This window comes from Flavobacterium sp. KACC 22761 (assembly GCF_034058155.1).
Lineage (GTDB): Bacteria > Bacteroidota > Bacteroidia > Flavobacteriales > Flavobacteriaceae > Flavobacterium.
Genome location: NZ_CP139148.1, coordinates 1625601 through 1651560 on the forward strand (window position 1 = coordinate 1625601; position 25960 = coordinate 1651560).

Here is a 25960-nt window from a genome sequence, read left to right on the forward strand (position 1 = left end):
GTTAGTTTTTCTTAAAAATAATCAGGTCGTTTTCATCCAAAACACATTGAAAACCAAGGCTGATGATTGTATCTTTTAAACGAGGGCAATCCATTAAAATTACACAAGATGTTGTAGAAATAACATTCTGAATTTCATTTTCATGATTTTCATCTGAAATTAAAACGGCATCGTATTGATTTTCTGATATTGATTCTAAATTTTCGAGATAGGTTATTTTTCTCTTTCCAACAATATAATTGGTTTTGGCAACATCTCGTTTTTCTTCATCCACAATATAGGAATGTATTTTTCGCTGTGGTTCTTGCAAAGCCAATAAAACATCTAATTGTCCATAATCATCAGCTAAATGCAATAATTTGGCTTTCGCCGACAATTGTTTTCCAAGAATAAAATACGTTTCGAGATGCTTTTTGATATCTTTTTTTACACTGTCCACCACTTCAATTTCTTTATAATCAAAACTGTGAAGCAACATCGATTTAAAATAATCTGCGCCTTCTAATTCCTGACGAATTTTGCGATATTCTGCTTTGAAAAAAGCACTTATTTGTTTTGTTCTTTCGGCATAATTCTTTCCGAAGGAAGTGTTTTCAGGTGTAATTCGTTCTAAAATCGTAATTGTTAAGGTTCCATTATGAATGACAAAATCGCCTTTAGGAATTAATTCAGAAGCGCCGTGAATCACAATAGGAATAATATCCAGATTAAATTCCTCGGCAAGGAAAAAAGCGCCTTTATGAAATCGTTTAATAACATTATTTTCAGAACGAGTTCCTTCTGGAAAAACCATTAAAGAATATCCTTCGCTTACTTTTTTGCGCAAATGTTCAACGCCGCCTTCCAAACCTTCCGAAACGGGATAAAAACCAGCTTTTCTGACAACTCCGCCAAAAATTGGAGAGTTGTAAACCCAGTCGCTTACCAGAAATATAATTTTTGGACTCAACATTCCCATTGCTAAAATGTCTAGAAATGAAGAATGATTGGCAATAATTACTGCGGGTTTTTCGAAAGTTTCATGGAAATTATTAACGACTTTTTTGTGTATAAACGGATTGGAATACAATACTGATTTCATGAATTTTGAAACCACATATCGAAAACCTTTCATTTTTGTTTTAGCGCTCAAAGGCAAAATTGGCATTAGCGTAAAACTGAAAATCGACATGATAATGCCGCCCAAACCATAATATGCAAACGAAATGATTCCATGAATAAAAGTGCGCAAATGAAATGGCGGATTTCCTTTTTTTGATCGGTTTGAGATGAAAAGTTTAAAAAGAATTGGGTAGAAGATGAACGTGATAATCAGCGCAGCAAAAACTCCAATTAATGAAACCGATGAAATGGAAGTAAGCGCTGGGTGTTGGGCAAAAATCATCGCGCCAATTCCTAAAATTGTCGTGATTACCGCCAGAATAATTGAAGTTCTATAAATCGCAATTTCGTTTCTTCCGGTTGTATATTCTTTCTGTAAAGCACTTGTCATGAAAATGCTGAAATCGACACCGTGACCAAAAATTAACGTGCAGACAATCATACTGAAAATATTCATTTGAATGCCAAAAATCCCCATGATTCCTGCTGTTACAATTCCGGTCAACGCAATTGGAATACAGCTTACAATTACCAATTCGATTCTTCGGAAAAAGAAAAACAGAATTAAAATTACGGCCACAAACGAATAATTGACAAGCGAATTGAAATCGGTTTTCAAGGTGCTGAAAAACGTTTCATTCATTTGTTGGCGGTCGATGGCAATCAAATTATTTTTGGCTGAAGCCGATTTTACAAACGAATCGCGCTGTTCTGGTGAAACTTTTACCAAAGTCGAAATCGTGTAAAATCCATTTTTTTCAGTCACAAATTCTTTTAATTGAAGCGCCTGAATTTTTAAAAATTCATTTGCCGAAACCGGTTTGAAATCAAAATTCAAATGATCAAAAAACAGCGAATAAGTAGTTGGCTTAAAGCCGATTTTTGAACCTTCGGCAATTAATTGCGAGTGCAAAAGTTGCTTTTTATTGGCATCCCAAAATGAATTCCATTTTTCAATTTTCTGAATTTGTGCTGTCTGCGAAAGCATAATTCCGCCAACAGAACTAAAATTCAAGATTTTGTTTTGCTGTTTTTCTTTGGATAAATCAGTAAAAAATTTGCTGTTGGTTTGCAAAACTTCATCCATGCTTTTTCCGTATGAAGCCACATAAATGGTTTTTGAAGTCAAACTTGTACTTTCTTCCAATTGTTTTTCGGCTGCCTTGATTTCCTTCGGAACAAAATTCAATTGTGATAAATCGTTATTAAAACCAACATCGTTATAAGTGAAAAAGCAAATAATTGTAATTATAACGCAAAATCCAATCAGGAATTTATTGTTGTGAAAGGAGAAATGTGCCATTTTATCAATGACATTTTTCTTGTGTTCAGCTGGATTTTCTTTTGGTTTGTACAAATGCGGTACAATTAAAAGCGAAAAAATTCCAGTTGCCATTACAATTACGGCGGCGAAAATTCCGAGGTCATTCAGTGCGTCAGATTTTACAAAAAGCAGACATAAAAATGCAACAGCTGTGGTCGAACTGCTCATAATTACAGGCATCGTAATGTCTTTGTATAATGTTTTGATATCGCTGTTATGCTTGTAATGCGTGAGAATGTGAATAGAATAGTCGATCGTAATTCCGAGTAAAATGGATCCAATTCCGAGTGAAATGGCTGAAATCTGTTCTTTTACAAAATATAAAAATGCCACGGCGAAAAAAGCTCCGAAAACCGTTGGAAGAAAGATAATCAGCGGAATCAATATTTTTCTGTAGAATAAAATCAGAATCAACATCAGCGTGAACATCGCAATTGATGTCGTCAAAACAATATCGCTTTTGATTTGATTGGCATTGGCAACTGCAATCAATGCCGAACCAAAATAACTGATGGAAGTTTTGCCGTTATATTTATGATTTAAATTTTCCTGAATCGATTTTAGTTTTGCAGCAAAAAGTGTATTTTTTTCAGTTTCGCTTGACGGAAGATTTGAGGTTATAAATAGCAAAAGTTTCTTTTTGTCTTTGGTCATCACAAAACCATTTTCAAGCGTAAAATCATCTCCAACATTTAATTGCTGTAATTTTTTTAAAGCGATAAACGAAATTCCAAGCGGATCTCGTTGAATAAAATCTCTAGTGATAAATCCCGATGGTGAAATAATTGATTTGTAATTTCCTTGAACGGTTGTGGCAATACTGTCTTTTTGCAGTTTTGCCTGAATCGTTTCGTAATCTTTATCTTCAAGAAAAAGCGGCAAATTATTGTAAACAAAATCAATAGTTTCCTGAATATTTTCTTCATCAATTTTTCCTTGAATTCCTGTTACATAAGGTTTGCATGAAGTTGATACGCTATCAGAAAAAGCAGTTGCCATTTCTTTCAAATCTTCTGCAGAACCGTTTTTTTCGAGTTTGAAAATAACTGTTATTTTATCGGCAAAATTTAATTGTTTTAAGACTTTCGCCGTAACATCGGCTTTATCGTTGGCGGGAATTAATTTGGTAATATCTTCTTCAAATTTGATTTGAGAAGCAAAGAATCCAAAAATAAAAAGCATCAGCAAAGCCAAAAAAACCGAAAGCGATTTTCTTTTATTTACAAATAAATGAATGGCGTAAAAGTATTGATGCATGATTTCGGTTTAAGTTTTTTTCGACTCAGATTAAAGATTAGCTTTAGTTTGTCACCCTGAGCGAAGTCGAAGGGCGTTCCAATTGGACGTGGGCTTCGACTTCGCTCAGCCTGACAAACTGGATGTTAAAATCATTTTAATCCTTTGAATCTGTGGCGAAAAATTATTCGGTTTGTTTCTTACTAAAAGCAGTCAAAAGTAAATAACTCAAAAGACCAACAGTCAGCGCGGAAACGGATGCTAAAATAAGACTTCCTACGATATATTGCGTTGCATTTTTTTGAATATCGTCGAGTGTGATCGAACTGTCTAAAACTAAAGGGGCATCGCTGGATACAAAAATGCTACCAACTTGAAGCGAAGCATAAATTATAAACGGAATAAATGGCGGGAAACTCACATTTGAAGTCAGGTATGCAATGACTTTATTAAGCCTGAAAAGAGCAGCAAAAGTAAAAAGCAGAATGGTCTGAAAACCCCAAAAAGGTGAAAAACCAATAAAAATTCCCAATGCAATCGCTGCCGATTTTTTGAAATTTGAATCGTTGCTTTCTAAAATATCTTCGAGAAAGAACTTTTTAAAACCTTTTTTTTTTGCTCTTCTAAAAAAATCTCTTGGTTTGATGTAAAGCAAAGCATTAGTGACCAAAACCGTATTCAAAATACTGATTCGGGTAAAATCTCGAAACGGACGAAAATGAGAAACACGTTCTGCAGGATCGTACAAAACTTGAATTGGGATATTTTTTACCACAATTCCTTTCCAGGCCGAGCGCACAATCACTTCAATTTCAAACTCAAATTTATTGGTGTAAAATTTCTTAGGAATTAATTGCAACGGATATAATCGGAAACCAGATTGCGTGTCATCGAGTTTGATTCCGGTTTCGAATTTGAACCAGAAATTTGAAAATTTATTTCCGAAACTGCTTTTCTTCGGAACATTTTCTTGCGTCATATTTCGGCTTCCAATCAAAAGCGAATTCGGTTCTTCTTGAATGGCAGAGATAAAATTCGGAATATCTGAAGCAAAATGCTGTCCATCAGAATCAATAGTGATCGCATACTCGAATTTCATTTCGATTGCTTTTCTGAAACCATTTCTAAGCGCTCTTCCTTTTCCTAAATTTTTAGGATGATGAATTTGCGTAAGCTGCGAAAAGTGTTTTAGAATTTCAGGAGTTTCATCAGTAGAGCCATCGTTGACAATAATCACATTTGAAGTAAATTCTAAAACAGAATCCAAAACTTTTTTTAGTGTTTTCTGATTGTTGTACGTTGGTACAATAACACAAAAAGAAGTGGCATTTAGGAGATCGTGCTGTGATAAAATAGGTTTCATTTGAAAATTTTGCTTTCGTTTACTTCACAAATTGTTTCTCTTTTTCAGAGAAGCTTTTTGATTGTAAAATGAAGTCTTTTATATATTCTTTTAAAACACCGCTTTGATCAGCATAATGTTCTGTTAGATATTTTTTGTCTTCTTTTATATTTTTTTTGTACCCCGTAATTCCAGGAACATTTTCTTGAATGCTCAAACGAATCATTCTGATCTCAATATTATTTGGCTCACTTTTTATAGTAGACTCAAGCAATTTTGCACCTTCTTTAAAACGGTCGATTTTTTCTTTTAATTTTTTTTTGAAATTGGCATCTAATAAAATTGAAGCAGCTTTATAAGCGACTAAAGTTTTATTTTCATCATCAGAGATAGAAGCTAGTTTTTCTGAAAATTCTTTAGCATTACTCTCGGATTTTGTAACATTTGGATACATTTTTCTGATGGACGCCAAATCTGGAGCGCCCACAAAATTTATCCATAAAAGTAATGTCATTAGCAGTTTCATAATTACATCTTTTTGTACACATTGCTTAATTTCAAAGCAACAGTATCATTAAAATAAGTGGTGTTTTTTACTTTTATCAAATGGTCTTCGGTCTTTGCAACGTCAAGTTCTAAGCGCAATTCCGGATTAACTTCTGGATTTATAAGCGCCATGAATTTCACATTGGCTAATGTCTGGATCATTAAAGTTTCGTGCGTAATTTTCTCGGTCAGTTCTTTAATAATCTGAATCATGCAAACACCAGGCATGATTGGATTTCCCGGAAAATGACCTTTGAAAACCTCATGTTTTTCATTGATCAGAATTGTAATTGTATATTTTGTGTCTCCTGTTTTTTCTTCCGAAAGAACTTTGTAAAAATCTTTTAAAACCATTTTTTTATTTTTTTTCTCTAAAGGCATATGAAATACCTAATTGAATATTGACATTCGTATTATAACTTCCAAATAAATAATAATCATTTTTATCATTATAATAAGAACTATCAAATACATCAAACAAGCCTTTTTTTAATCGAGCTTCAAATGTAAGTCCCGAAGGCAAACGATATGCAAGACCTGTAATAAGCGATAAATCATTATACATTTCTACTTTATCTAAATTATCGTTTACAAGAACATCAACTGCTGGTCCAAATTGTATTTGAATTCCAGGTCCAAATGTAAATTTATTTAATAGCGTAAAAGATAAATATCCCAATTGCAAATCACGAAATTTTACCGTTCTTGGTTCAGCATTATCAAAATAATATCCAACATTATCAGATCCTTGCCTGCTATAACTTATTTCTGGCTGAAGAGCATATATTTTTGTGATATTTATTTCGCCAAAAGCACCAACATAAAAATCAGTTTTATAGGTGGATTTCGTTTCCGAAATAGTCGAGAAACTCAAACCGCCTCTCAAACCCGGATTAAAACTGACTTGACTCTGCGCTTGTTGCAGTACAATAAAAAATAATATTGTGACTGCTAGATTTTTAAAGCCCAATACCTATTTTACTTTAAAAGTATAACTGATACCAAACTGCAATACCTGATTTAAAATAACTTGGTCATAATAATAGTCATTATAATCAATACCGTCATAACCGTAAATATCAATTAATCCTTGTTTGAATCTTGCTTCAAAAGTCAATCCATTTGGCAACGTGTAACCAATACCGCCAACAAATGAAAAATCTGTTCCGATTGGATCATAACCGTATCGTCCAAAATTATCACTTGTTTTCAAATCAAGTGATGGTCCGGCCAAAACATGAAAACCACCGCCGTGAAAGTTAAACTTTCCAACGGCACCAAGCGTTACATAATTCAATTCATATTTTGCATCTTGCAAGGTATTTGATCCGTTATAATAGTCTCGACCTTCGGCACCTTGTCTTGAATACGTTATTTCAGGTTGAAGTGTAAAATATTTATTGAATTTTATGGCAACTAAACCACCAACATAATAATCAGCTTTCATGCTGTGATTGTCAATATTGGTTAAATTCGAAAGATTTAAACCGCCTCTAATTCCTGGGCTAACAAATACTTGTGCTTGCGCAGAAATAAGTCCAATAAATAAAACAAATGCAATTAAAGTTAGTTTTTTCATAGTTGGTTTGGTTTGTATTTTTATTCTGATTTAAAATAATTCAGCTCAATTTTCAACTTGATATTCTGATGTAAAATGACGACTTTTTTAGCAAAATTATCGTTTTCTAAAGTAAAAGTAATTGTTATTTTATCTTTTGTTTTAGAAGAACGTACTACTTTTTCTAATTTTTGGTCTTTTTTTGAAAAGAAAAGATAATTGTCACGAGCGCCATCCGCTGATTTATAAATGTTAAAATCTACATTTTCAAACTGTTCCTGAATCAGAAAATCTTTTTTAAGAAGAATTCTGAAATCTTCAGTTAATGTATTAATCAGGATTTTTCGATCCAATTCAGAAACTATCGAATTGACTTTAAAAGTCTTTTCAGCAATTTCAAAATCTAATAATTTGTTTCCAAATTCGGTTGTAAAAACTACGCGATGCGTTGTATCATTTATTTTTTTGGCGATGAAAATTCCAGACATTTCATGACCGTAAACTGTTATGTTGGTTTTATAAACATAATCAGCATTTGGGTCAGAGAAATAAGGAACTTCTATATTCGTTTTGTCTAATTTTTTAGGCGTATAATTTTTTGTGACCGAGCCACAGGAAACCAAAACAATGGCCAGAAAACAATTAATTAGTAAAAACTGAATCGTCGATTTTTGCATTGATCACTTTATTTTTAAGTACAATTCGGGTATAATCTTCAGATGATTCTAATAATTTTACCTGAACAACTGTTGCTTCTTCCTTGTCGAAAGTCAGTTCGATTTGTTTGATGTATTTTTTCAAAGTCGCATCTTTTGGAATAAATTTCGCCAAATTTTGACCTTTCAATTTAAAATACGAAATCGTAAATTCTTTGTCGTCAAACATATTGCCGCTCACGCTTCCAATAATTAATTTATTGATTCTCGCAAAGATTTTGCTGTTGCCAATATCAACCGCGCTTTTCTTTCCTTCGTCGTTAATTAGAATTTTTCCGTTTTTGAAAACAATACTGTAATTGTATGGTTTTTTGTATTGCCAAGATAATAAAGCCGGTTCTTTAAAAACCATTTTTCCCGAAGTTTCAATGTCTTTCGACAGAAAATCCAAATGTTTGTATTGTACAAAATCAGTACTTAAAGTTTTGATTTTTTTAGCAACTACGTTTACATCCTGTTTAAAAGATGCAATTTCAGCATCAGTCATTTTTTGTTCTTGAGCGAACAAATTACTTGATATAAATAGAATTAAAAATGCTATTTTAGTTTTCATATTTTATTAAAAATTGTGCTTATTATCTGCCACGAATTTCACCAATTTCCCCGAATTTTTAATTTAAGAAAATCCGTATTTATCCGCGTCTTCGCGTTAGCGAATCCGTTTCATCCGCGTTCAATTTCGTAAGCATTAAGATTCAGTAATTCCTCTACAGAAACTACTTTGTAATTATTTTGCTGTAAAAATTGCAAAAACTGTTCCAATACCAAAACAGAGTGCGGAGCAGTATCATGCAAAAGTACGATTCCGCCGGGAGAAATGCGTTTTTTAATTCGGTTCAAAATCAATTCCGTATTTTTTGTTCCGCCGTCAAGCGAACGAATATTCCAGCCAATAACTTTGTGTCCGGTAACTTTTAAAGCCCTGCGAATTGAAGGCGTGGTAACCCCATAAGGCGGACGAAAAAAGTTTATTTTTTTTGAAGTGAATTTTTCCAACAATTTATCTGTTTTCTGAAGCTCTTCGGTTATTTTTTTAGCATTATAAAAATCAAAAAACTTAGAATGTGAATAAGAATGATTTCCAACCAAGTGACCTTCTGAGATAATTTTTTGGAGGATTTCCGGATGCTTTTCAATATTTTTTCCAATACAGAAAAAAGTCGCTTTGGCATTGTTTTTTTTCAGCAATTCTAAAACTTCCAAAGTAAATTCACTCGGGCCGTCATCAAAAGTTAAGGCAATTTTTTTTTCTGTTTCCGACGGATTATTGCAGAAAGCTTTTACATGATAATTAGAAGAAATTCGGGCAGAACCAAAAGCATTTATTCCCGTCCAAATCAGAACAATCAAAAGAAACCACCAAAAATTAATTGCTGTATAAAAGTTCAAAAGAAATAATACGAGCAATAAAAAGATAAAAAAAATAGCTATGTTTTTATGCGTTATCATTTTGAAAGCAACATAAAACTATGATTTTTTCCATTTACTTGATTATACAATAAAATGGTATTATAGGCAGGTTTTGAAACCGAATTTACTTTTATAATTTCCGGAATTTCTTGAGTTTTTATAATTTTTGATGCCATCCACAAAGCAAATGCCGAAGCCGTATCATATTCTCCGCTCAAATGTTTGTAATACAGTTGAGGCGTTTCTGCGAAAGTATTTTCAGAAAGATTCTTATAATAGAAATCAGAATCTGCGTTTCCGTCAAAACCTAAAACAACGGCGTCAAGATCTGAAATTTGTAAATTATTTACTTTTAGAAAAGAAATTAAAGCAGTTTCTACTTCATTTTTTTCTAAAGTATTTACAATTTCGACATCAAGAATTTCAGCATAAGTATTCGCTTTTCTTTCATTTTCCAAAATAAAAAAACTGGCACCTTCACCATAAATAACGCCACTGGAATTTGAATTTAAAAACTCAGAATGAAGATCATTTTCTTTTTTAATTCTTCCCGCCAATTTAAAAAGTGACATCGTATAATCGCCGGTTTCATCAACTCCGCCAACTAAAATTGAATTGGCTTCGTTTTCTTCAATTTGCATTTTGGCATCCAAAAGTGCCGATTCAAAAGAAACCGCTCCGTTTACATACGTAAAATTATAACCTTTGCATTGTAATGAAAGCGCGATTTGTGCACCAACAGTATTGTGTGTCGATTGAATAAACGAAGTTGGCGTTAAAAATTCTTCGTTATTATCGAGAATGTTTTTCAGGAATTTTTCAGAATCTTCGATGCAACCTAAACCAGTTCCGGTAATGATCGCGTCAACATTTTCGACATTGGCATCTTTCATTGCCAAAGCCGAAGCTACGATTCCGTTTTTCACTCCTTTTGCCATTCTTCTGATCATCGCAGGAGAAATATAATCTTTGTAAACCGGAGAAACGATCGAAAGAACCGTTTCATTTTGATTGTAAACAGCTTCTTCTAAAAAAACAGTATCAAATGTTTTTTGAGTCGAAATACAGCCTACTCCATTTATATATGTTTTTTTTGTCATTAGCTTTTAGAAAATATAAGGGTTGAACAATTTCCTCCAAAACCAAAAGAGTTGGATAAAACGTGTTCGATATTTTTGTTTTTTAAAGTGGTTTGTGGTTTCAAATCAAATTCTTCCATTTGATTTTCAAAATTCAGATTTGGATAAACCACATTATTTTGAATTGCTAAAACCGAATAAACAGCTTCAATTGCAGCAGCTGCTGCTAAAGTATGACCTGTAAACGGTTTTGTAGAACTGAAATCCGGAACTTTTTCATCTTCATAAATTCGGAGTAAAGCTCTTCCTTCAGATAAATCGTTGTTTGGTGTTGCGGTTCCGTGAACGTTGATATAATCAATTTCAGAAGGTTTTAAACCTGAAACTTCAAAAGCTTTTTTCATCGCCAAGTAAGCGCCGTCGCCATTTTCTGAAGATGCCGTTTGGTGATAAGCATCATTTGCATTTCCGTAACCCGAAACTCTTGCCAATACTTTTTTGTTTTGTTTCGCAACAACTTCATCCGATTCTAAAACTAAAAAAGCAGCCGCTTCACCAAGATTTAGCCCTTTTCGAGTATTGTCAAATGGTTTGTTATAATCGTCAGATAAAATCATCAAAGTCTTGAATCCGTTGATGGTGAATTTTGCCAAAGCATCAGTTCCCCCAACAATTACACGATCCAGTTTTCCAGATTTAATTAGTCGTGCGCCTAACATGATTGAATTTGCCGCCGAGGAACAAGCCGTACTGATTGTCGTAACCATTCCTTTTAAACCTAGTTCAGAAGCAATTTTTTCAGCCACATCTCCACCGTCGTGACAAGTTATGTATTTGACCAATTCCGGTTTTTCGAAATAATCGAAATAATATTTTTCAGTCATGTCCATTCCGCCCACACTTGTAGCCGAAATAAGTCCCGTTCTGAATTCGTTGATTGAGGTGATTCCGGCATTTTCAACAGCTTGCTTGGCTGCCAAAGCACCAATCATCGCCGTTCTCGAAAAATTATTATTTTCTGAAAGCTGTAATTCGGAAATTAATTCTTCATTGGTTTTTTTGATTTCACCAACTTTGATTATATCAGCATGAACCGTCGGGATATTTTCAATTCTGGAAATACCGATTTTATTTTCGATCAGCGAAATATAATTCTCTTCGACTGAATTTCCAATCGAAGAAATAATTCCCATTCCCGTTATTGCTACACCTTTCATCTAATTTTAGATTTATGATTTTTTGATCAAATTAAACTTTGTGCCTTCGCGTCTTTGCGAGCAAATTTCTCGCGGTTAAGAAAAAAAGCTTTATGATTTAATCTCGCCAAGTCGCAGAGTCGCCAAGTTTTTTAAGTTAGAAACTCTTTATCAAAGTTTATAAAAAACTACTTTGTTCTATTTGCGCTTATGTATGCCGCCATAGTTTCGATCGATTGGAAAATTGCTTTTCCTTCTTTCGGGTCAACCAATTTAATTCCGTAATCTTTATCTAAAATCACGATCAATTCAAGTGCATCAATTGAGTCCAAACCTAAACCGTCTCCAAACAAAGGATCGTTATCGGCAATGTCTTCAACAGCGATATCTTCTAAGTTTAAAGTTGTAATGATTTTATTTTTTAATTCTTCTTTTAATGCTTCCATGATTATCTATTGTATAATGTATTGATAGTTTCGTTTGTATATTTTTCGTTTTCTTCTTTACTAATGATGCAAAGAAACGCTTTATAATTGTCATTGTAAAATTCTACCCAACCACACAGAACGGAATCTGCTTTATTTGTGTTTAATAAAATCTCAGAATAGTTCAACAAAAATTCAGAATTGAAAGCATCAAATATAAAAAAAGAATTTTCACTTTTTAACTGATGACGAATACTTATTTCGCCCAAACAAATATTTGGCAATGTATAAACAAAAACCGCCGGACTCGGATAATAGTTTTCTTTGTCAGAAATCGATTCCTGATATTTTACATCGGTATCTAAACTCGACGATTTATTCGCCAAAATCAAAGCAATATTATTTTCTTCTTCCGCAGAAATCATCGGACTCAAAAGCAACTCTGATCCTAAAAAAGCCAATTTGCTCAAAGCATCCATTTTGAAAAACTTTGGATATTGAATTTCAAAATTACGCAATGCTTGTTTGGAAAAATCGGCAAAATCGGTTGGTTCAATTTTGAAAACAGAAGTTCCGTTCAAAACAATTTCGTTGTTTTGGATGGTGATGTAGGATTGTATGTAGGTTTTGTTTTGAGTCATTATTTTTGTTTAACACGAATTTACTTCGTCTGTTTGCTACCGCTCGAGTCACGAATTGGCACAAATTATTTCAGGTTCAAAAATTACACAAATTAATTTGTGATAATTCATGTAATTTGTGTTTTCCTTTTTAAGAAACCCAAGTATGAATTACTTCGGAAATTTTCCACTTTCCAGAATTATTTTCAATTATAATTAAAAAACCTCTTCCGCATTTTCCGCCACCGCAAGAGGCTCCAGCTGATAAAATTCCTCTCGTTTTTGTTTTATTGAATTGAATTCGAGATACTGAAATTGTTCCAACGGGAAATCGTACATTACTCTTATCATTTAAATTCCAATTTTTTTCATGAGGATATTTTGATGCATTTTGAAAATTAAACTTTTTGTTATTTTCAAAAGCTTTTAAATCCAATTTGTATTTGTTTGTTTCTTTTGAATTGTCATATAAATAGCCTGAGATATTTAATTGCCTAAGAATCATTTCAGTTTCAAAAGAGCTAATTTTTTCTACATCGGTATAAACACCAAGAAGTATTTTTGTTTTATCATTTTTGATGCTATCTCTATAGTGCCAATATTTTTTTAATTCTTTGCTTTGACCAGTTGTATCTACTTTGTTTGTTTCTGAATTAAATCTAGGTGGCGGTGGCGGAAGAATTATTCTTCGATCCATATATATAGAATCTACAATTTCGACAAAGACATTCTTTAAGACATCTTTTTCAAATCGTAGTTCGTCTACCTTCTCAACTTCCTTTTTTTTACATCCAAAAGTTGAAAGAAGAACTAGAATTATAAATATGAATTTTGATAGTTTCATAAACCTTATTGGCATAATTTCTTAATATCCCACTTTAAAATTATTTGTGAAATAAGAACAGGAAAATTTGTTTTATGACCTTCCTTAATCATTGTTATATAAATGTCATTCTTGTCCAAAATAAATATCCTGCTTGATTGATACAAATTATTAATAGCAAGATTGTCAGATTTATTATAAATTACTAATTTTTTTGAACTTACGGCCTTTTGAAACCCAAATTTCTTACAATATTCAATAATAATTGTTCTGTTTTTTTCAAGGTCATATTTACTTATAATTTTGGTAAGATGTTTTTCGGTCAATTTTCGATAAATTGCATAAGCGAAAAAGAAACTCATAAAAAAAAGTAGATAATATTCGCCTCCCGTATTTGAATGATCTCGATGTGGATCAAAATAAACTAAAAAAGGACAAATAAATCCAAAGCTAAAAAACATTAGAAGAAGTATAGTATCAATTATCTCAAACCAGCTTTCGGTATAAACTAGCTTGCTTTTTTCTATACTTTTCTCAATATCTAAATTTTTTAAACTTCTCATTACACTTTCTCAAAAACAACCGCCGTATTACAACCTCCAAATCCAGAAGCCGTTTTCAAAAAATACTCAATAGTTGCTTCTTCATTTTTCTCAATTACATTTACAACTTCACTAACTCCAATTTCATCAAAACCTTTCGATTCAAAAAGCATATTTCGATTGGCTGATTCAATCGCAATTACCGTTTCCAATAATCCGGAAGCGCCTAATGTATGACCGTAAAATCCTTTTAAACTGTTTACAGGAACATTTTGTAAATCCAAACGATTTAAAGCAATCGCTTCCATTTCGTCGTTGAAAGGCGTTGCGGTTCCGTGCGCTGAAATATAATCTAATTTGTTGGCTTCAATATTTGCTTCTTTCAAAGCATTTTGAATACTTCTGAACAAACCTTCGCCTGTTCTTGAAGGTCCAGAAATATGATTTGCATCGTTAATCGAACTATCGCCTATAACTTTTATTTTAGCGTTTTTGGCTTCCGCAGAAACTAAAACTGCAGAAGTTGCTTCGCCCAAACTCACTCCGGTTCTGTTTTTAGAATACGGTTTACAAGGCAATTCGCTCATTGCCTGAAAAGCATTAAAACCAGACAAAACAAATTCGGAAACTTCATCGCCCGCTACAACAAAAATATTATCATAAAGTTCAGATTGAATCATTCTTTTAGCAACAGAAACGGCTAAAATTCCAGAAACGCAGGCATTTGAAACTACAATTGGCTGAGTTTTAAATCTGAAGAAATTGGCAATATTTTTTGCCAAAACATCTAAATGTGCGTTATTAAAATTCTCTTCTGAATTCTCTTTTAAAGCGGTTACATTTCCTTTTGTTGTTGAAAGTATAAAAGCGGTTTTTGAATTCAATTCAACTCCCGAATTTTTGATAATCGGCTCCAAAGCCAAAATCATCATTTTTTCTAAACGGGAATATTTTGTTTCAGCGCTGATTTTTGAAAAAGCACTGTTTATTTTTTCATCAGAAATAATGGAAGCATAAAACGAATTTGGCATTAAAGAAATATCATTATGAAGCTGAATTCCTGAATCACCACGCAAAATCGCTTCGATGTTCGATTCAACATCAAAACCTAAAGGCGTGATACAATTCGTTTGTGTGATGTATATTTCTTTTGACATTTTATGTTTATTTCTGTGCGTTTTTATGGCACGCAGATGACGCAGATTTAAGCAGATTTACACGGATTTTTAATTTGTGCTAATTCGTGAAATTTGTGTTTTACTTTAATAATCCCACTTTCTTTTTCCATTCCTCATAAAAAGGAGGATTCGTCAGCATTAAATTCCCTTCTTTATCTAAAAAAACCTGAGTTGTTTCGCCTGTACATGCGACTTCACCTTTATCATCAATAATTTTAAAGCGATAAATTATTTTCGCGGCTGGAGTATCGACAACCGTAGTTTCGATTGTTACCACATCGCCGTAACGCAAGGACAATTTATGTTCGCATTTAGATTTTACAATTGGCGTTGTGTAACCTGTTTTTGCAATATCCAAATACGTAAGTCCGTGTTGGCGTCCAAAGGCTTCACGACCGTCTTCAAAATAGGTAATATAATGGCCGTGCCAAACAATTCCAAGCGGATCAGTTTCGTTAAAACGAATTCTGATTTCGTGTGAAACGGTTAAGTTTGAGGCTTCGTTATACTGTTCTTTTCTTTTTGTCATAAAATAAGGCAATGGAAGTGGTGATTATAAAGAACAAAAATAACAAACTTATTTTTGGAATGATTTCGACGAAAGAAACGTTGCGCAATAAAACATCATAAAACGCTTCTAATCCCCAATTCATAGGTGAGGATTTGGCAATGATCTGCATGATTTTTGGCATCGCAAAAACCGGAACCCAGATTCCTCCAATTGCGGCCAGAATAATTACACTCGTTGCACCAAACGGAGCCGATTGTTCCTGAGTGCTTGCTACAGTTCCTAATAAAATTCCGAATCCGATCGCGGCAAAACCTGAAAATAAAGCGACAACACTCATTAAAAATAAATGTCCTTCGATATTTAACGGAGGCAAACCAATGTGTGGAAAAAGGAAAATGGCAACGGCAACCATCATATAAAACTGAATCATGCAAATGATTGAATACGTAATTGTTTTGCCGATAATGACAATTAAATTCGAAACAGGATTGGTCAATAAACGGACAAAAGTTCCTTGTGATTTTTCTTTTACAATATTGATAGAAAGCGGAATCACGATAAAAAATATAGCGAAAAGCGTCCAGGCCGGAACGTTGTGCTGCACCGAATTTGGCAATACTTCTTTATTGTTTATTCTTGGAATTATTTCTTTGAAAGTGATAAAACTTTTTTGATCAAATTCTGTGTTTTCTTCGCCAAATTGGTTTTGAAAAGCAGTATAAATGGATTTGGTTTCAATCTGCGAAATCATTTTGTCAATCGAACTCATCACCGAATTTTTGAAACTCAGCTGAACCGCCGGATCAAAATATAATTTTACTTCTTTTTGCTGAATTATTTTCTGCTTTTCAGGTTTTGCAACGCTGTCTGTAAAACCCATTTTGCTCACAATGTTTTCTACATTCTGATCGACTTTTGCTTGCAAATCTGAACTTAGGTTTTTCGGAATTACGATCGCCAATTGAAATTTTCCTTTATAGACATTTTCTTTGGCGACTTCTTCGGTAATAGTTTTATTGTCAAGCTGGGTGACAACGCTGAATAAATTATTCTTTTGCAGATTATCAAAAACCGTTTTGGAAACTGAACCTTTGTCATTGTCAACCAATAAAATCTGAATTTTATTGTCGCTGACGGTTTTAAAAGTACTGTCTTGAATAATCGTAACCGTAATAACCAAAACCAACGGCATGATAAATAAAATAATCAAACCGCCTAAATCTCTTTTTAATAAAAGAAATTCTTTTACTATCGACATCCAAATTTTATATAGCATCTCTCAGGTCTTTTCCGGTTAATGAAATAAAAACGTCTTCGAGATTTCGAGCATTTTCTGTTGTGTCGATTAAGGTTTTTGGAGTTCCTTTTGCAAAAATTTTGCCTTGGTCTAAAATGGCAATATTGGTACAGAAATCTTCGGCTTCCGCCAAATGATGTGAGGTATAAATAATTGTAGTTCCGTTTTGATTTAAAACTTTAAGATAATCGATAATGGCATTTTTTGACTGAACGTCAACACCAACAGTTGGTTCATCCAAAAACAAAACTTTCGGGTTGTGCAGAATTCCGGCAATCAAATTCACACGGCGTTTCATTCCGCCAGAAAAAGTATGAATTTGTTTATCGGCAAATTTTAATAAACCCAAAAGATCCAAAGTTTCGATTACTTTATCTTTCAAATCCGAACCTTTCAAACCGTACATACTTCCAAAATAATGCAGATTTTCTCTCGCCGTCAAAGTTGGATACAAAGCATATTCCTGAGGAACAACACCAATGATTTTTTTGATTTTCGAAGCATGGTGATGATAATCTAAATCATCAATGGAAAAATGTCCCGAAGTGGGTTTTATCAACCCGCAGAGCATCGAAATTAAAGTGGTTTTTCCAGCACCATTCGGACCTAGCAATCCAAAAATTTGGCCTTCATTTATTTCCAGCGAAACATCGTTCAAAGAAAACTGATCGGCATCTTTGTACTTTTTCGAAAGAGATTCTATTTTTATAATGGAATTCAAAATATAATTAGCTGATTGCTTTTTTTAGTTTTTTGAAAAAGATTTCTTCGCGATTCGCAATGTCCAAAAGTTCATCGGCAATGGCGTTGTAAGCGTCTTCTTTGGCGCTTCGGTTTTTATAAATTCTGGAAGCTTCAACGGCAAAATCACGCCATGAATCGCCAATTTGTGTCATTTCTTTCGAAAGATTTTTTAATTCTTCGTTTCCTAAAACAACCGAGGCTTCTTGTAAAAACGCGGCGTAAATAAATCGGAAACCTCCGCCTCCAGTTCCAATTTCTTCCTGCATGCGAACCATTTGCGCCAGATAATGATTGGCTTTTCGAACACCGTGTTTCTTTGGCCATTTTCGAATTTGACGTGAAACCATTTTGATTCCGCGAACACCTACAATTGGCATTGGCGCCAACATATCGCGACAGGTATTTTTGATTCCTTTTATAATCGCACTTTTTAAATCGACAGTTGACGGAATCTGAATCGGATAATACATTTGTCCACGTGGCGCAAACGCACCTTTGGCAAAACGAACTTTATCCATTTCTTCGTGCGTCAAAGTGGTAACGGTTTCCATCACCGGATCGCTAATCAAATAATCGGTTTCGGTTTTGCCGTAAACGACTAAATTGTGCGCGTTGAAATGAAAGCGATATTCATCTGGAAAATAACTCAGATGATATACGCCGACTTGAAGTCCGGTTGGAATATTATTTTTTAGATTTTCTTCTAAAGCTTTGTTAGCATTGGCAACCGAAGAAAATTTTTGTCTTTTTATTTTAAGATTTAGACGATTGGCCACTTTATTAAAAATATGTCCAGGCAAAGTTCTATAACTGATTGCCGGCGCATGATTTACTTTTAAGAAAGGCAAATACACAAAAAAAAGTCCCGAACCAATTCCGAAAACCATCGGTTCGCTGATATTGAGTCCGCTGTTTTTTAAGAGGTTTGAAGCTACTCCGTTTTCACAATGAGCAGATTGATGATGTGTAAAAGTAACTTGCATTATTTTGTGATACTATTTTTTAATTCGGCAATTGAAATATCAAAAGCGTCGGCATATTTTTGTAAAGTTTTGTCGTTTAGTTTGGCAAAAACGGAAGGTTTAAAATGTCTTTTTACGCGCCATTTCCACATTTCGACATAACCCGCGAGAATTCCCAAATCCATTTTATTCAATTCCATAAAATAACAAATCGGGCTTACTTCTCCGTTTAGCACTTTTTGTTTTGCTTCTTCGGCACGTTCTTTTATATTGTCAATTGCGTTTGAAAGTGCAATGGCTTTTGGTTCCCAACCCGTACTCAAAGCGGTTGTATAATTGCCGTTTTCATCGGTTGCATAAACCAATTCTTTGAGATTTTTTTTGCTTAAATTTCCATCGTGCTGCGGTACATTTTCTTTTTCCATGACGGTTTTGTTTTCAATTTAGCATTTAAGTTGTCGCCGAAATCGTCTTTTGAATAAACAAATTAATTTCGCATTCTAATAGTATTTTGTCTTCCAATAAACTTTCGCAACTCATGGTACACAAAGTATAATCGTCGCCAACAAATTTTGAAACCAAAGTTGCTTTGGTCGTTATGACATCGTCAACTTTTGGTAATGAATGTATTTTTAAATTCTTTAAAGCGCTGATAAAACCAATCACATTTACGTTTTCATTTTCAGTTCCATCTTCTTCAAAAAAATATTTTTTTCCAACAATAGATGAACAGGTTTGTGCTGTATTTTCGATTAATCCGGCTTCTATTAAAATGCCTTTATCAACAAAAATATTGTCTTCTTTGATTAAAAATTCGGTTTCAACAGAATTGGCATCAATTTCCAAAATCAAGTCTACCATCAGCATTGGAGCGCGGTGCGGTAAATAATTTTGTATGTCGATTCCAACTTTCATGTTTTTTAAGCAGTCACTAAAATTTAATTATAACATTTTAAAAATTCAATATTTCGATTTTTGACATTGTAAATAGATTTTCAGGCTTTTGACTTTATGACTTTTAAACTTTTGACTTATTTATTTTGCTAAAACGGTTTTCATTTGTCCGTTTGCAATTTCTTCATCATTTAAAAAAGTCACAATATCCACTAAAGTTACTCCGGCAAATTCTTGTAAAATGGTAACATTCGACTGAATTATATCGTTGATTTTTGGCAGTTTTTTTATCTGAATATCTTTAATAGAACCAATATATCCGGTTGGTGCGGTTTCGTTTTTCAAAAAAAACTGATAACCGGTGTGCAAAGCGACAGATTGCGCCATATGCTCCACTAAGCCTGCTTCTAAAAAAGTGTTTTCTTCTAAAAAAATATTGTCATTCTGAATTTTCAAACCAGAAATTAATCCCGTTTCTGAATACGAAAACATACGATCGACCATTACAAAAGGAAATTTTTGCGGAAGTAGATTTTCGACGGCTTCTTTTTCTAAAAGTACAACGGTTTCCATTAGCAAACAGTTAAATATGCATAAGCAAATGAAAAACGCCCGCTTTCTGGAACCGACAATAAAATTTTGTCTCCTTTTTTCAATTTTCCAGAATTCATTAATTCTTCAACTGCAATATAAATGGAGGCAGAGCCCACGTTTCCAACTTTCAAAAGGTTCATGAACCATTTTTCAGATGGAATTACAACACCTTTTTCGTCTAATCCCTTTTTTAGTCCTTCAACAAAAAAATATGAAGAAACGTGTGGTAAAAAGTAATCAACATCATCGGCAGTAACATTGTGTTTTGCCATTGCGTCGGTCATACTTTCGACACCTTTTGGCAGAATAAATTCATCCAGGAGTTTTACATCCTGTTTTACTGCCAGAACAGATTCGTTTAGCAATTGCTCAGGTTTATAATCGCTCCACGGTTTTATTTCTCCGTTTTCTAGTTTATCTCCGCCGGCATACATGCAGGTTTCCAATTCGAATGCATACGAATACGCTTCCATCCATTCGATTTTCAGAGAAATGTCGCCGCTTGGTTTATTTTCTAATAAAAAAGCACCAGCTCCGTCTGATAACATCCAACGCAAAAAATCTTTTTTGAAAGCAATAATAGGTTGTTCTTCCAGATTTTTTAAGTTGATGATTTCCTGATTGTATTGTTGTGCCGAAAGCCAAGTCGAAACTTTTTCAGATCCTGTACAAACAGCATTTTTTGAATTTCCAGATTTTATGGAGAGAAAACCATATTTCAAGGCATTCATTCCAGAACAGCAAATTCCAGAAGAAGAGTTCAGCTCAACCGATTTGTTTTTTAATAATCCGTGAACCATTGCGGCGTGCGAAGGTGCAAAAACATCTGGTGACGAAGTTCCACAAGACAACACTTCTAAATCCTGGTCAGTGAAATTTTTGTCAAATAGCTTTTCAATTGCGCTTTTTGCCAGTTCGGCATTGGTGTGCGTGCTTACGCCATTTTTGTCAACGGCATAATAGCGGCTTGTAATTTTATTATTGCGCAAAATAATACGTCTTGCTTTTGAAGCAGTATCGTTTATTAGCCCTAAATAATTCTCCATTTCATCGTTTGAAACAGCTTCATTCGGCAAATATTTTGCGGCTTTGGTAATATATACGTCAAACATAATATAATTTTCTCCTCTTCTAAACCCCTTGATAGTATTGAGTTTCTTTTTTTATAGTTGTAATCTTAAACGGGTAGCTAATAACATGCAATATATATACTATTGGCGAGATTACCCATATTGCAAGGAATAAATAAACATAAAATAATTTAAGAAGCAGTTTTCTGTTTTTTTGATTCTTGTAAATGAAATTAGACCATTTATTAAAGATTTTATTAGCGGTTTTGTCTACAGTCACTAAATACGGACTGATTTTTACGGCTCCAATTTCGGCTAATTTTGGCTGTAAATCGTCTAATTTGTTTTGTTCGAATTGCGAAAGCATCACTTCTCCAAATTTATCTGATTCCTGAATGTCTTTATCCGAAACGCCAGGCAACGGAAAAAAGCCTAAATAGCGTTTTTTAACTCCCGAAAACATCCAGTTTACAATTGTAATTACGCTGATTAAATTTCCAACGCGGTCAACTAAAGCTACATTTCCAACTAGTTTTGCATTGGCTTCTTTCAACAAAACTTTTACTTTTTCCTGTGCCATTATCCACATATTTCTTGAACCGTTTATGGTAATAACTGGCGTGTTGTTGAGAATAATTTTAGCCTCAGGACTTTTCAGGAAAGAGTTCATAGGAATTGACGGCGTTAAATACCAAACTTGATAATGCAACAAAACAAGATCAAATTTTGTATTTAGAATTTCGTTCGGAACTGGTTTTAAAGCTGTTGGAATTTGCAGAAAAGATTCTGGAAAAGCATCAAAAAAAGTGGTTTTGTTCCACGGAAAAGGAAACGGTTTTTCTAATTGAATTTCATGAAAAGTTACGTTGATTTCATCTGAATTCAGAAAAGGTTTTGCAATGTTGCGAGCAATCGATTCCAGTTGTCCAGATTGGGAATAATAAATAACGAGAACATTTTTCATTTTTAGGTTTACTTTCTTTGGTTGCGAACAAAAATAAGTAAATTATTTTAAACGAATTTTCTTGTTTAATAGAATGTTTTCTGCCACGAATTACACTAATTTTCACGAATTAATTCGAAAAATAATTACGAAAATAAAGAGTTTAAAAACATATAATCTAAACATAGTCCGCGGTTTCAACTGGGGAAAACGAATCATAATAATCTTTGTGTTCCCGTGGTTGAAACCACGGGCTATAGGATTGTGCTTAAAAAATTAATGGAAATTAGTGGAATTCGTGGCAAAAAACTAAGTACGTTTCAAATCTCGCAAAGTCGCGAAGTCGCAAAGGTTAATTTAAAATGAATTTTAAAGTGCAGTTTGTCATTTCGACGAAGGAGAAATCTCCACGAGGAGCTCTACAAAGATTGGCTTATAGGAACGGAGCTACTTGCGAAGATTTCTCCTTCGTCGAAATGACAAAAATGAGAAAAAACTTTGCGACTTCGCGTCTTTGCGAGATTTCTTTAAGCAGTTATGCTAAATCATTCCAAAAATCGAAATAATTGAACCACTGCAGTGGATATTTTTGCAGAATGCTTTCAACACTTTTTACGTATTCCTTTAATAAACCTTTTTCGTCGCGGTGTTTTACTGTTGCTTCGCGTGCGTATAAATGATAATGAAGATTTGGTTCTTTCATTACATAAACAAAAACAACAGGAACTTTTAATCTCGAAGCGATTAAGAATGGGCCGGCCGGGAAATTGGCTTCTTTACCCAAAATTTCTTCAGAGAGGGATTTTGTTCCTTCAAAATAACGATCGCCAGTAAAACAAACCAATTCATTATTGGCCAAAGCCGAATTGATTTCAAAAATATGAGACAAATCGTCTTTGATGATAATAAATTTTACAGCAGATTTTTTCGTAACGCTTTCCAGATAATTCTTGATTGCCGAATGTTCTAAATCGGTCGTAACCAAATTGATTTGAAAATCAAGATCGATGTCGCCAAAAAAGTGTTCGGCAATTTCAAAATTTCCAACGTGAGCGCTAATTAAGACGCCACCTTTTTTCTCTGCCAAAAGTTTTTTCAGGATTTCGATTCCGTCAAACTCGTAAGTGAATTTATTTCGAAGCCCGGCCGAAATAGAAATTTTGTCAATAATAGTTTGTCCAAAAGTGTAATAACTTTTGAAAACCATTTTTTTTGACTGGAAATTGGAATAGTTAAGTCTTTCTTTGAAATAGTAAAAAATCGCTTTATTGCTTTTCTTTAAAAACAGAAAATAATAAGAAGCAACAAAATAAAGTAAGACATAAGCAGATTTAACACCCGCTTTTTGTATCAAAAAAACGAATATTCTATAGCCTAAAACTGTACCTTTTGATTTGCCATCCCATTGACTCATTAAGCGGTTTTAGCTTTTAGTTTGGCTTCGATCAAGTCATAGAAGTTTTGAAAAGTTGCGATACCAACGAAATCAGCCTCTACTAGTTTTACACCAAAGTTAGATTCTATTGAAACTACTAAATCAACATAATCTAAACTATCTAACCCAAGTGTATCTTTTAAATTAGCATCTGGTTCAATTTCGTCATTATCTACTTCAAATTCATCAACCAAAAAACCATTAATTTTCGTTATAATCTCTTCTTTATTCATTGTCCAATTTAAACTTTTTAACCACCAACGCAGAGTTGGTTCCTCCGAAACCGAAAGAATTGGACAAAAATATGTCAAATTTTTTGTTTAACGTAGTTTTAACTAAATTTAATTTCATCGCATCTTCATCTGGATTCTCCAAATTGATGTTTGGAGCAATGAAATCGTTCTGCATCATTATAATAGAATAAATGATTTCGCTTGCTCCGGCCATCCAGCATTCGTGGCCTGTCATTGATTTTGTAGAACTTACAGGAGGATTTTTCTCACCAAAAACTTCAAAGATAGCTTTGGCTTCGTTTGCATCACCAACTGGAGTTGAGGTAGCGTGCGCATTTATGTATTCAATGTCTGATGCTTTTAAGTTTGCTTCGTCGAGTGCGCGTTGCATTGCGGTTGCCGGCCCTTCAACGTTTGGAGTCGAGATATGTCCTCCGTTTGATGAAAATCCATAACCGGAAACTTCGGCAATAATATTCGCGCCTCTAGCAATTGCAGATTCGTAGCTTTCCAAAATTAAAGTTGCGCCACCACCACTCGGAATCAATCCATCGCGATCTTTGTCGAATGGGCGAGAAGCTTTTTCAGGATCGCTTTCTCTGTTCGAAAAAACACCTAAACCATCAAAACTGCTCATCGCATATTTGTTGATTTCCTGCGCACCGCCGGTAATTATGATATCTTGAAAGCCGCTTTTTATTAAAAAATATGCTAGTCCAATAGAATGTGAACCGCTCGCGCAGGCTGCACTTACGGTTAAATTGATTCCACGAAGTTTAAAAATCGTTGAAAGATTCATGGTAACGGTAGAATTCATCGATTTGAAAATCGCTCCAGAACCAATTAATGCAGTGTCTTTTTTCTCGCGAACAATGTCTGTCGCGTCAATGATTGCTTTAGAAACGCTGTCATTTCCGTACATAATTCCGACTTCGCGATTTTCGAAAAAGGCGTCGTCGATATTAGCATTTTTTAAAGCTTCTATAGTTGCCATATATGCATATTCAGTTTCTTCACCGATGCTCATACGTTGTCTTCGTGTCAATAAATTTTTTAAATCAGCTTTTGGAACCATTCCGGTCAAAGCCGATTGGAAACCAAATTCTTTTCGGTCAGAATCAAATTTAACACCTGATTTTCCGTTGTATAATGATTCCTTTACTTCATCTAAAGAAGTTCCGATACAAGAATAAATTCCCATTCCAGTAATTACAACTCTCTTATTCATGGTCTTTCAAAGTAATTTTTTATCCTTAAAGTGTAATTTTTTTTAATCTCGCAAAGTTTATTTTTGCTATTCTTTATATTTTAATCTCGCAAAGATGCGAAGTCGCAAAGTTTTTTCTTTTTCAAAGTCTTATAAATAAAACTTTGCGACTTCGCGTCTTTGCGAGCAATTTTCGGTTTTAAAGACAAAACTTAAAAATAACTTCGCAAACATAGCGACTATTAAGAATATATTCCTCCGTTTATGTTTATAATTTCACCTGTGATATAACTTGCTTTTTTAGAAATCAAAAAGCTTACCAAATCAGCAACTTCCTCGGCTTCGCCAAAACGATTTACCGGAATCAGTTTTAATAATTCTTTTTCGTCAAGCTGGCTTGTCATGTCGGTTCTAATAAAACCTGGTGCTACGGCATTTACTGTAATGTTTCGTTTGGCCACTTCTTGTGCCAAAGCTTTTGTTGCGGCAACAATAGCGCCTTTTGCTGCCGAATAATTGGTTTGTCCTGCAGTTCCCTTAACTCCAGAAACCGAAACTATATTTACGATTCGGCCATATTTGTTGCGCAACATTTTTTGGATAAAAAACTGCGTTACATTAAAAAAACCGTTTGTACTTGTATTCATTACACTATTCCAGTCTTGTGGCGTCATCCACATAAAAAGGCCATCTTTTGTAATTCCGGCATTGTTTACAATAGCTTCAACTAGAGCTTCGGGATTGTCGTCCTGCCATTTTGTTAAAACTTCTTGTACTTGTTCAAAATTAGAGACATCAAAACCCAATATTTCTCCAGTTGCACCTAATTTTTGTATTTCCTGAAGTGTTTCTTCGGCAGCGGTTTGGTTTGAATGATAATTGATCAGAATATGATAATCAGATTCAACGGCTAGTTTTTTGCAAATTGCACTTCCAATTCCTCTCGAACCGCCTGTTACTAATACACATTTCAT

General features: G+C 33.9%; 29 protein-coding genes. All 29 read right to left on the minus strand.

Translation table 11 applies throughout. From position 1 onward, the window contains the following. Position 1 precedes the first annotated feature (1 nt). Positions 2–3682 (minus strand): 1-acyl-sn-glycerol-3-phosphate acyltransferase, encoded by a 3681-nt coding sequence (locus SCB73_RS07125; protein WP_320569379.1) that lies wholly within the window; start codon positions 3680–3682, stop codon positions 2–4. A gap of 163 nt (positions 3683–3845) precedes the next feature. Continuing rightward, positions 3846–5024 (minus strand): DUF2062 domain-containing protein, encoded by a 1179-nt coding sequence (locus SCB73_RS07130; protein ID WP_320569380.1) that lies wholly within the window; start codon positions 5022–5024, stop codon positions 3846–3848. Positions 5025–5043: 19 nt separating this feature from the next. Further along, positions 5044–5529, minus strand: coding sequence for a hypothetical protein (locus tag SCB73_RS07135; protein ID WP_320569381.1), 486 nt, complete (start codon positions 5527–5529; stop codon positions 5044–5046). Positions 5530–5531: 2 nt separating this feature from the next. Next, positions 5532–5903: an ApeI family dehydratase gene (locus SCB73_RS07140; RefSeq protein ID WP_320569382.1), complete on the minus strand. Its 372-nt coding sequence runs from the start codon at positions 5901–5903 to the stop codon at positions 5532–5534. A 4-nt stretch (positions 5904–5907) separates the two neighbouring features. Beyond that, positions 5908–6519, minus strand: a complete 612-nt coding sequence (locus SCB73_RS07145; protein ID WP_320569383.1) for an outer membrane beta-barrel protein — start codon at positions 6517–6519, stop codon at positions 5908–5910. 3 nt (positions 6520–6522) lie between these two features. Further along, a complete protein-coding gene (locus SCB73_RS07150; protein WP_320569384.1) occupies positions 6523–7128 on the minus strand; it encodes a porin family protein in 606 nt (201 codons plus the stop codon). Positions 7129–7148: 20 nt separating this feature from the next. Further along, a complete protein-coding gene (lolB2, locus tag SCB73_RS07155; RefSeq protein WP_320569385.1) occupies positions 7149–7784 on the minus strand; it encodes a flexirubin biosynthesis protein LolB2 in 636 nt (211 codons plus the stop codon). Further along, entirely contained in the window at positions 7750–8376 is a 627-nt protein-coding gene (gene lolA2, locus SCB73_RS07160) for a flexirubin biosynthesis/transport protein LolA2 (RefSeq protein ID WP_320569386.1), read from the minus strand. Before lolA2 ends, lolB2 begins: the two co-directional genes overlap by 35 nt. A gap of 110 nt (positions 8377–8486) precedes the next feature. After that, the gene (locus SCB73_RS07165; protein ID WP_320569387.1) at positions 8487–9212 is read right to left on the minus strand and encodes a polysaccharide deacetylase family protein; all 726 of its coding nucleotides are present in this window, start codon (positions 9210–9212) and stop codon (positions 8487–8489) included. A 56-nt stretch (positions 9213–9268) separates the two neighbouring features. After that, the gene (locus tag SCB73_RS07170; RefSeq protein WP_320569388.1) at positions 9269–10333 is read right to left on the minus strand and encodes a beta-ketoacyl synthase N-terminal-like domain-containing protein; all 1065 of its coding nucleotides are present in this window, start codon (positions 10331–10333) and stop codon (positions 9269–9271) included. Next, positions 10333–11529: a beta-ketoacyl-[acyl-carrier-protein] synthase family protein gene (locus tag SCB73_RS07175; RefSeq protein ID WP_320569389.1), complete on the minus strand. Its 1197-nt coding sequence runs from the start codon at positions 11527–11529 to the stop codon at positions 10333–10335. Before SCB73_RS07175 ends, SCB73_RS07170 begins: the two co-directional genes overlap by 1 nt. 167 nt (positions 11530–11696) lie before the next feature. Then, entirely contained in the window at positions 11697–11954 is a 258-nt protein-coding gene (locus SCB73_RS07180) for a phosphopantetheine-binding protein (RefSeq protein ID WP_008465883.1), read from the minus strand. Positions 11955–11956: 2 nt separating this feature from the next. Further along, positions 11957–12574 (minus strand): 3-oxoacyl-ACP synthase, encoded by a 618-nt coding sequence (locus SCB73_RS07185; RefSeq protein WP_320569390.1) that lies wholly within the window; start codon positions 12572–12574, stop codon positions 11957–11959. 130 nt (positions 12575–12704) lie between these two features. After that, positions 12705–13397, minus strand: a complete 693-nt coding sequence (locus tag SCB73_RS07190) for a hypothetical protein (protein ID WP_320569391.1) — start codon at positions 13395–13397, stop codon at positions 12705–12707. Positions 13398–13402: 5 nt separating this feature from the next. After that, positions 13403–13939 (minus strand): hypothetical protein, encoded by a 537-nt coding sequence (locus SCB73_RS07195; RefSeq protein WP_320569392.1) that lies wholly within the window; start codon positions 13937–13939, stop codon positions 13403–13405. Next, complete coding sequence (locus SCB73_RS07200; protein WP_320569393.1) at positions 13939–15075, minus strand: beta-ketoacyl-[acyl-carrier-protein] synthase family protein; 1137 nt, start codon at positions 15073–15075, stop codon at positions 13939–13941. Before SCB73_RS07200 ends, SCB73_RS07195 begins: the two co-directional genes overlap by 1 nt. Positions 15076–15175: 100 nt before the next feature. Next, positions 15176–15625, minus strand: a complete 450-nt coding sequence (locus SCB73_RS07205; RefSeq protein WP_320569394.1) for an acyl-CoA thioesterase — start codon at positions 15623–15625, stop codon at positions 15176–15178. Next, positions 15600–16883: an ABC transporter permease gene (locus SCB73_RS07210; RefSeq protein ID WP_320569395.1), complete on the minus strand. Its 1284-nt coding sequence runs from the start codon at positions 16881–16883 to the stop codon at positions 15600–15602. The genes SCB73_RS07205 and SCB73_RS07210 overlap by 26 nt, the downstream gene beginning before the upstream one ends. Then, on the minus strand, positions 16873–17625 hold the full coding sequence (locus SCB73_RS07215) for an ABC transporter ATP-binding protein (RefSeq protein WP_320569396.1): 753 nt from the start codon (positions 17623–17625) through the stop codon (positions 16873–16875). The genes SCB73_RS07210 and SCB73_RS07215 overlap by 11 nt, the downstream gene beginning before the upstream one ends. Positions 17626–17632: 7 nt before the next feature. Beyond that, positions 17633–18631, minus strand: a complete 999-nt coding sequence (gene darH / locus SCB73_RS07220; RefSeq protein ID WP_320569397.1) for a BtrH-related acyltransferase DarH — start codon at positions 18629–18631, stop codon at positions 17633–17635. After that, positions 18631–19035, minus strand: coding sequence for a flexirubin biosynthesis protein DarG (gene DarG / locus SCB73_RS07225; RefSeq protein ID WP_320569398.1), 405 nt, complete (start codon positions 19033–19035; stop codon positions 18631–18633). Before DarG ends, darH begins: the two co-directional genes overlap by 1 nt. Positions 19036–19060: 25 nt before the next feature. Further along, positions 19061–19525 carry a hotdog family protein gene (locus SCB73_RS07230; protein ID WP_320569399.1) on the minus strand — a complete coding sequence of 155 codons (465 nt, stop codon included), beginning with the start codon at positions 19523–19525 and terminating at the stop codon, positions 19061–19063. A 120-nt stretch (positions 19526–19645) separates the two neighbouring features. Continuing rightward, positions 19646–20077, minus strand: a complete 432-nt coding sequence (locus SCB73_RS07235) for a hotdog family protein (protein ID WP_320569400.1) — start codon at positions 20075–20077, stop codon at positions 19646–19648. Beyond that, on the minus strand, positions 20077–21210 hold the full coding sequence (gene darB, locus SCB73_RS07240) for a dialkylresorcinol biosynthesis protein DarB (protein ID WP_320569401.1): 1134 nt from the start codon (positions 21208–21210) through the stop codon (positions 20077–20079). Before darB ends, SCB73_RS07235 begins: the two co-directional genes overlap by 1 nt. Positions 21211–21229: 19 nt before the next feature. Next, complete coding sequence (locus SCB73_RS07245) at positions 21230–22132, minus strand: NADPH-dependent FMN reductase family protein (RefSeq protein ID WP_320569402.1); 903 nt, start codon at positions 22130–22132, stop codon at positions 21230–21232. Between the two features lie 514 nt (positions 22133–22646). After that, positions 22647–23525 carry an LpxL/LpxP family acyltransferase gene (locus tag SCB73_RS07250; RefSeq protein WP_320569403.1) on the minus strand — a complete coding sequence of 293 codons (879 nt, stop codon included), beginning with the start codon at positions 23523–23525 and terminating at the stop codon, positions 22647–22649. Continuing rightward, on the minus strand, positions 23525–23779 hold the full coding sequence (locus tag SCB73_RS07255) for an acyl carrier protein (RefSeq protein ID WP_320569404.1): 255 nt from the start codon (positions 23777–23779) through the stop codon (positions 23525–23527). Before SCB73_RS07255 ends, SCB73_RS07250 begins: the two co-directional genes overlap by 1 nt. After that, positions 23772–25007, minus strand: coding sequence for a beta-ketoacyl-[acyl-carrier-protein] synthase family protein (locus SCB73_RS07260; protein WP_320569405.1), 1236 nt, complete (start codon positions 25005–25007; stop codon positions 23772–23774). Before SCB73_RS07260 ends, SCB73_RS07255 begins: the two co-directional genes overlap by 8 nt. A gap of 221 nt (positions 25008–25228) precedes the next feature. Further along, positions 25229–25960, minus strand: a complete 732-nt coding sequence (gene flxB / locus SCB73_RS07265) for a flexirubin biosynthesis SDR family reductase FlxB (RefSeq protein WP_320569406.1) — start codon at positions 25958–25960, stop codon at positions 25229–25231.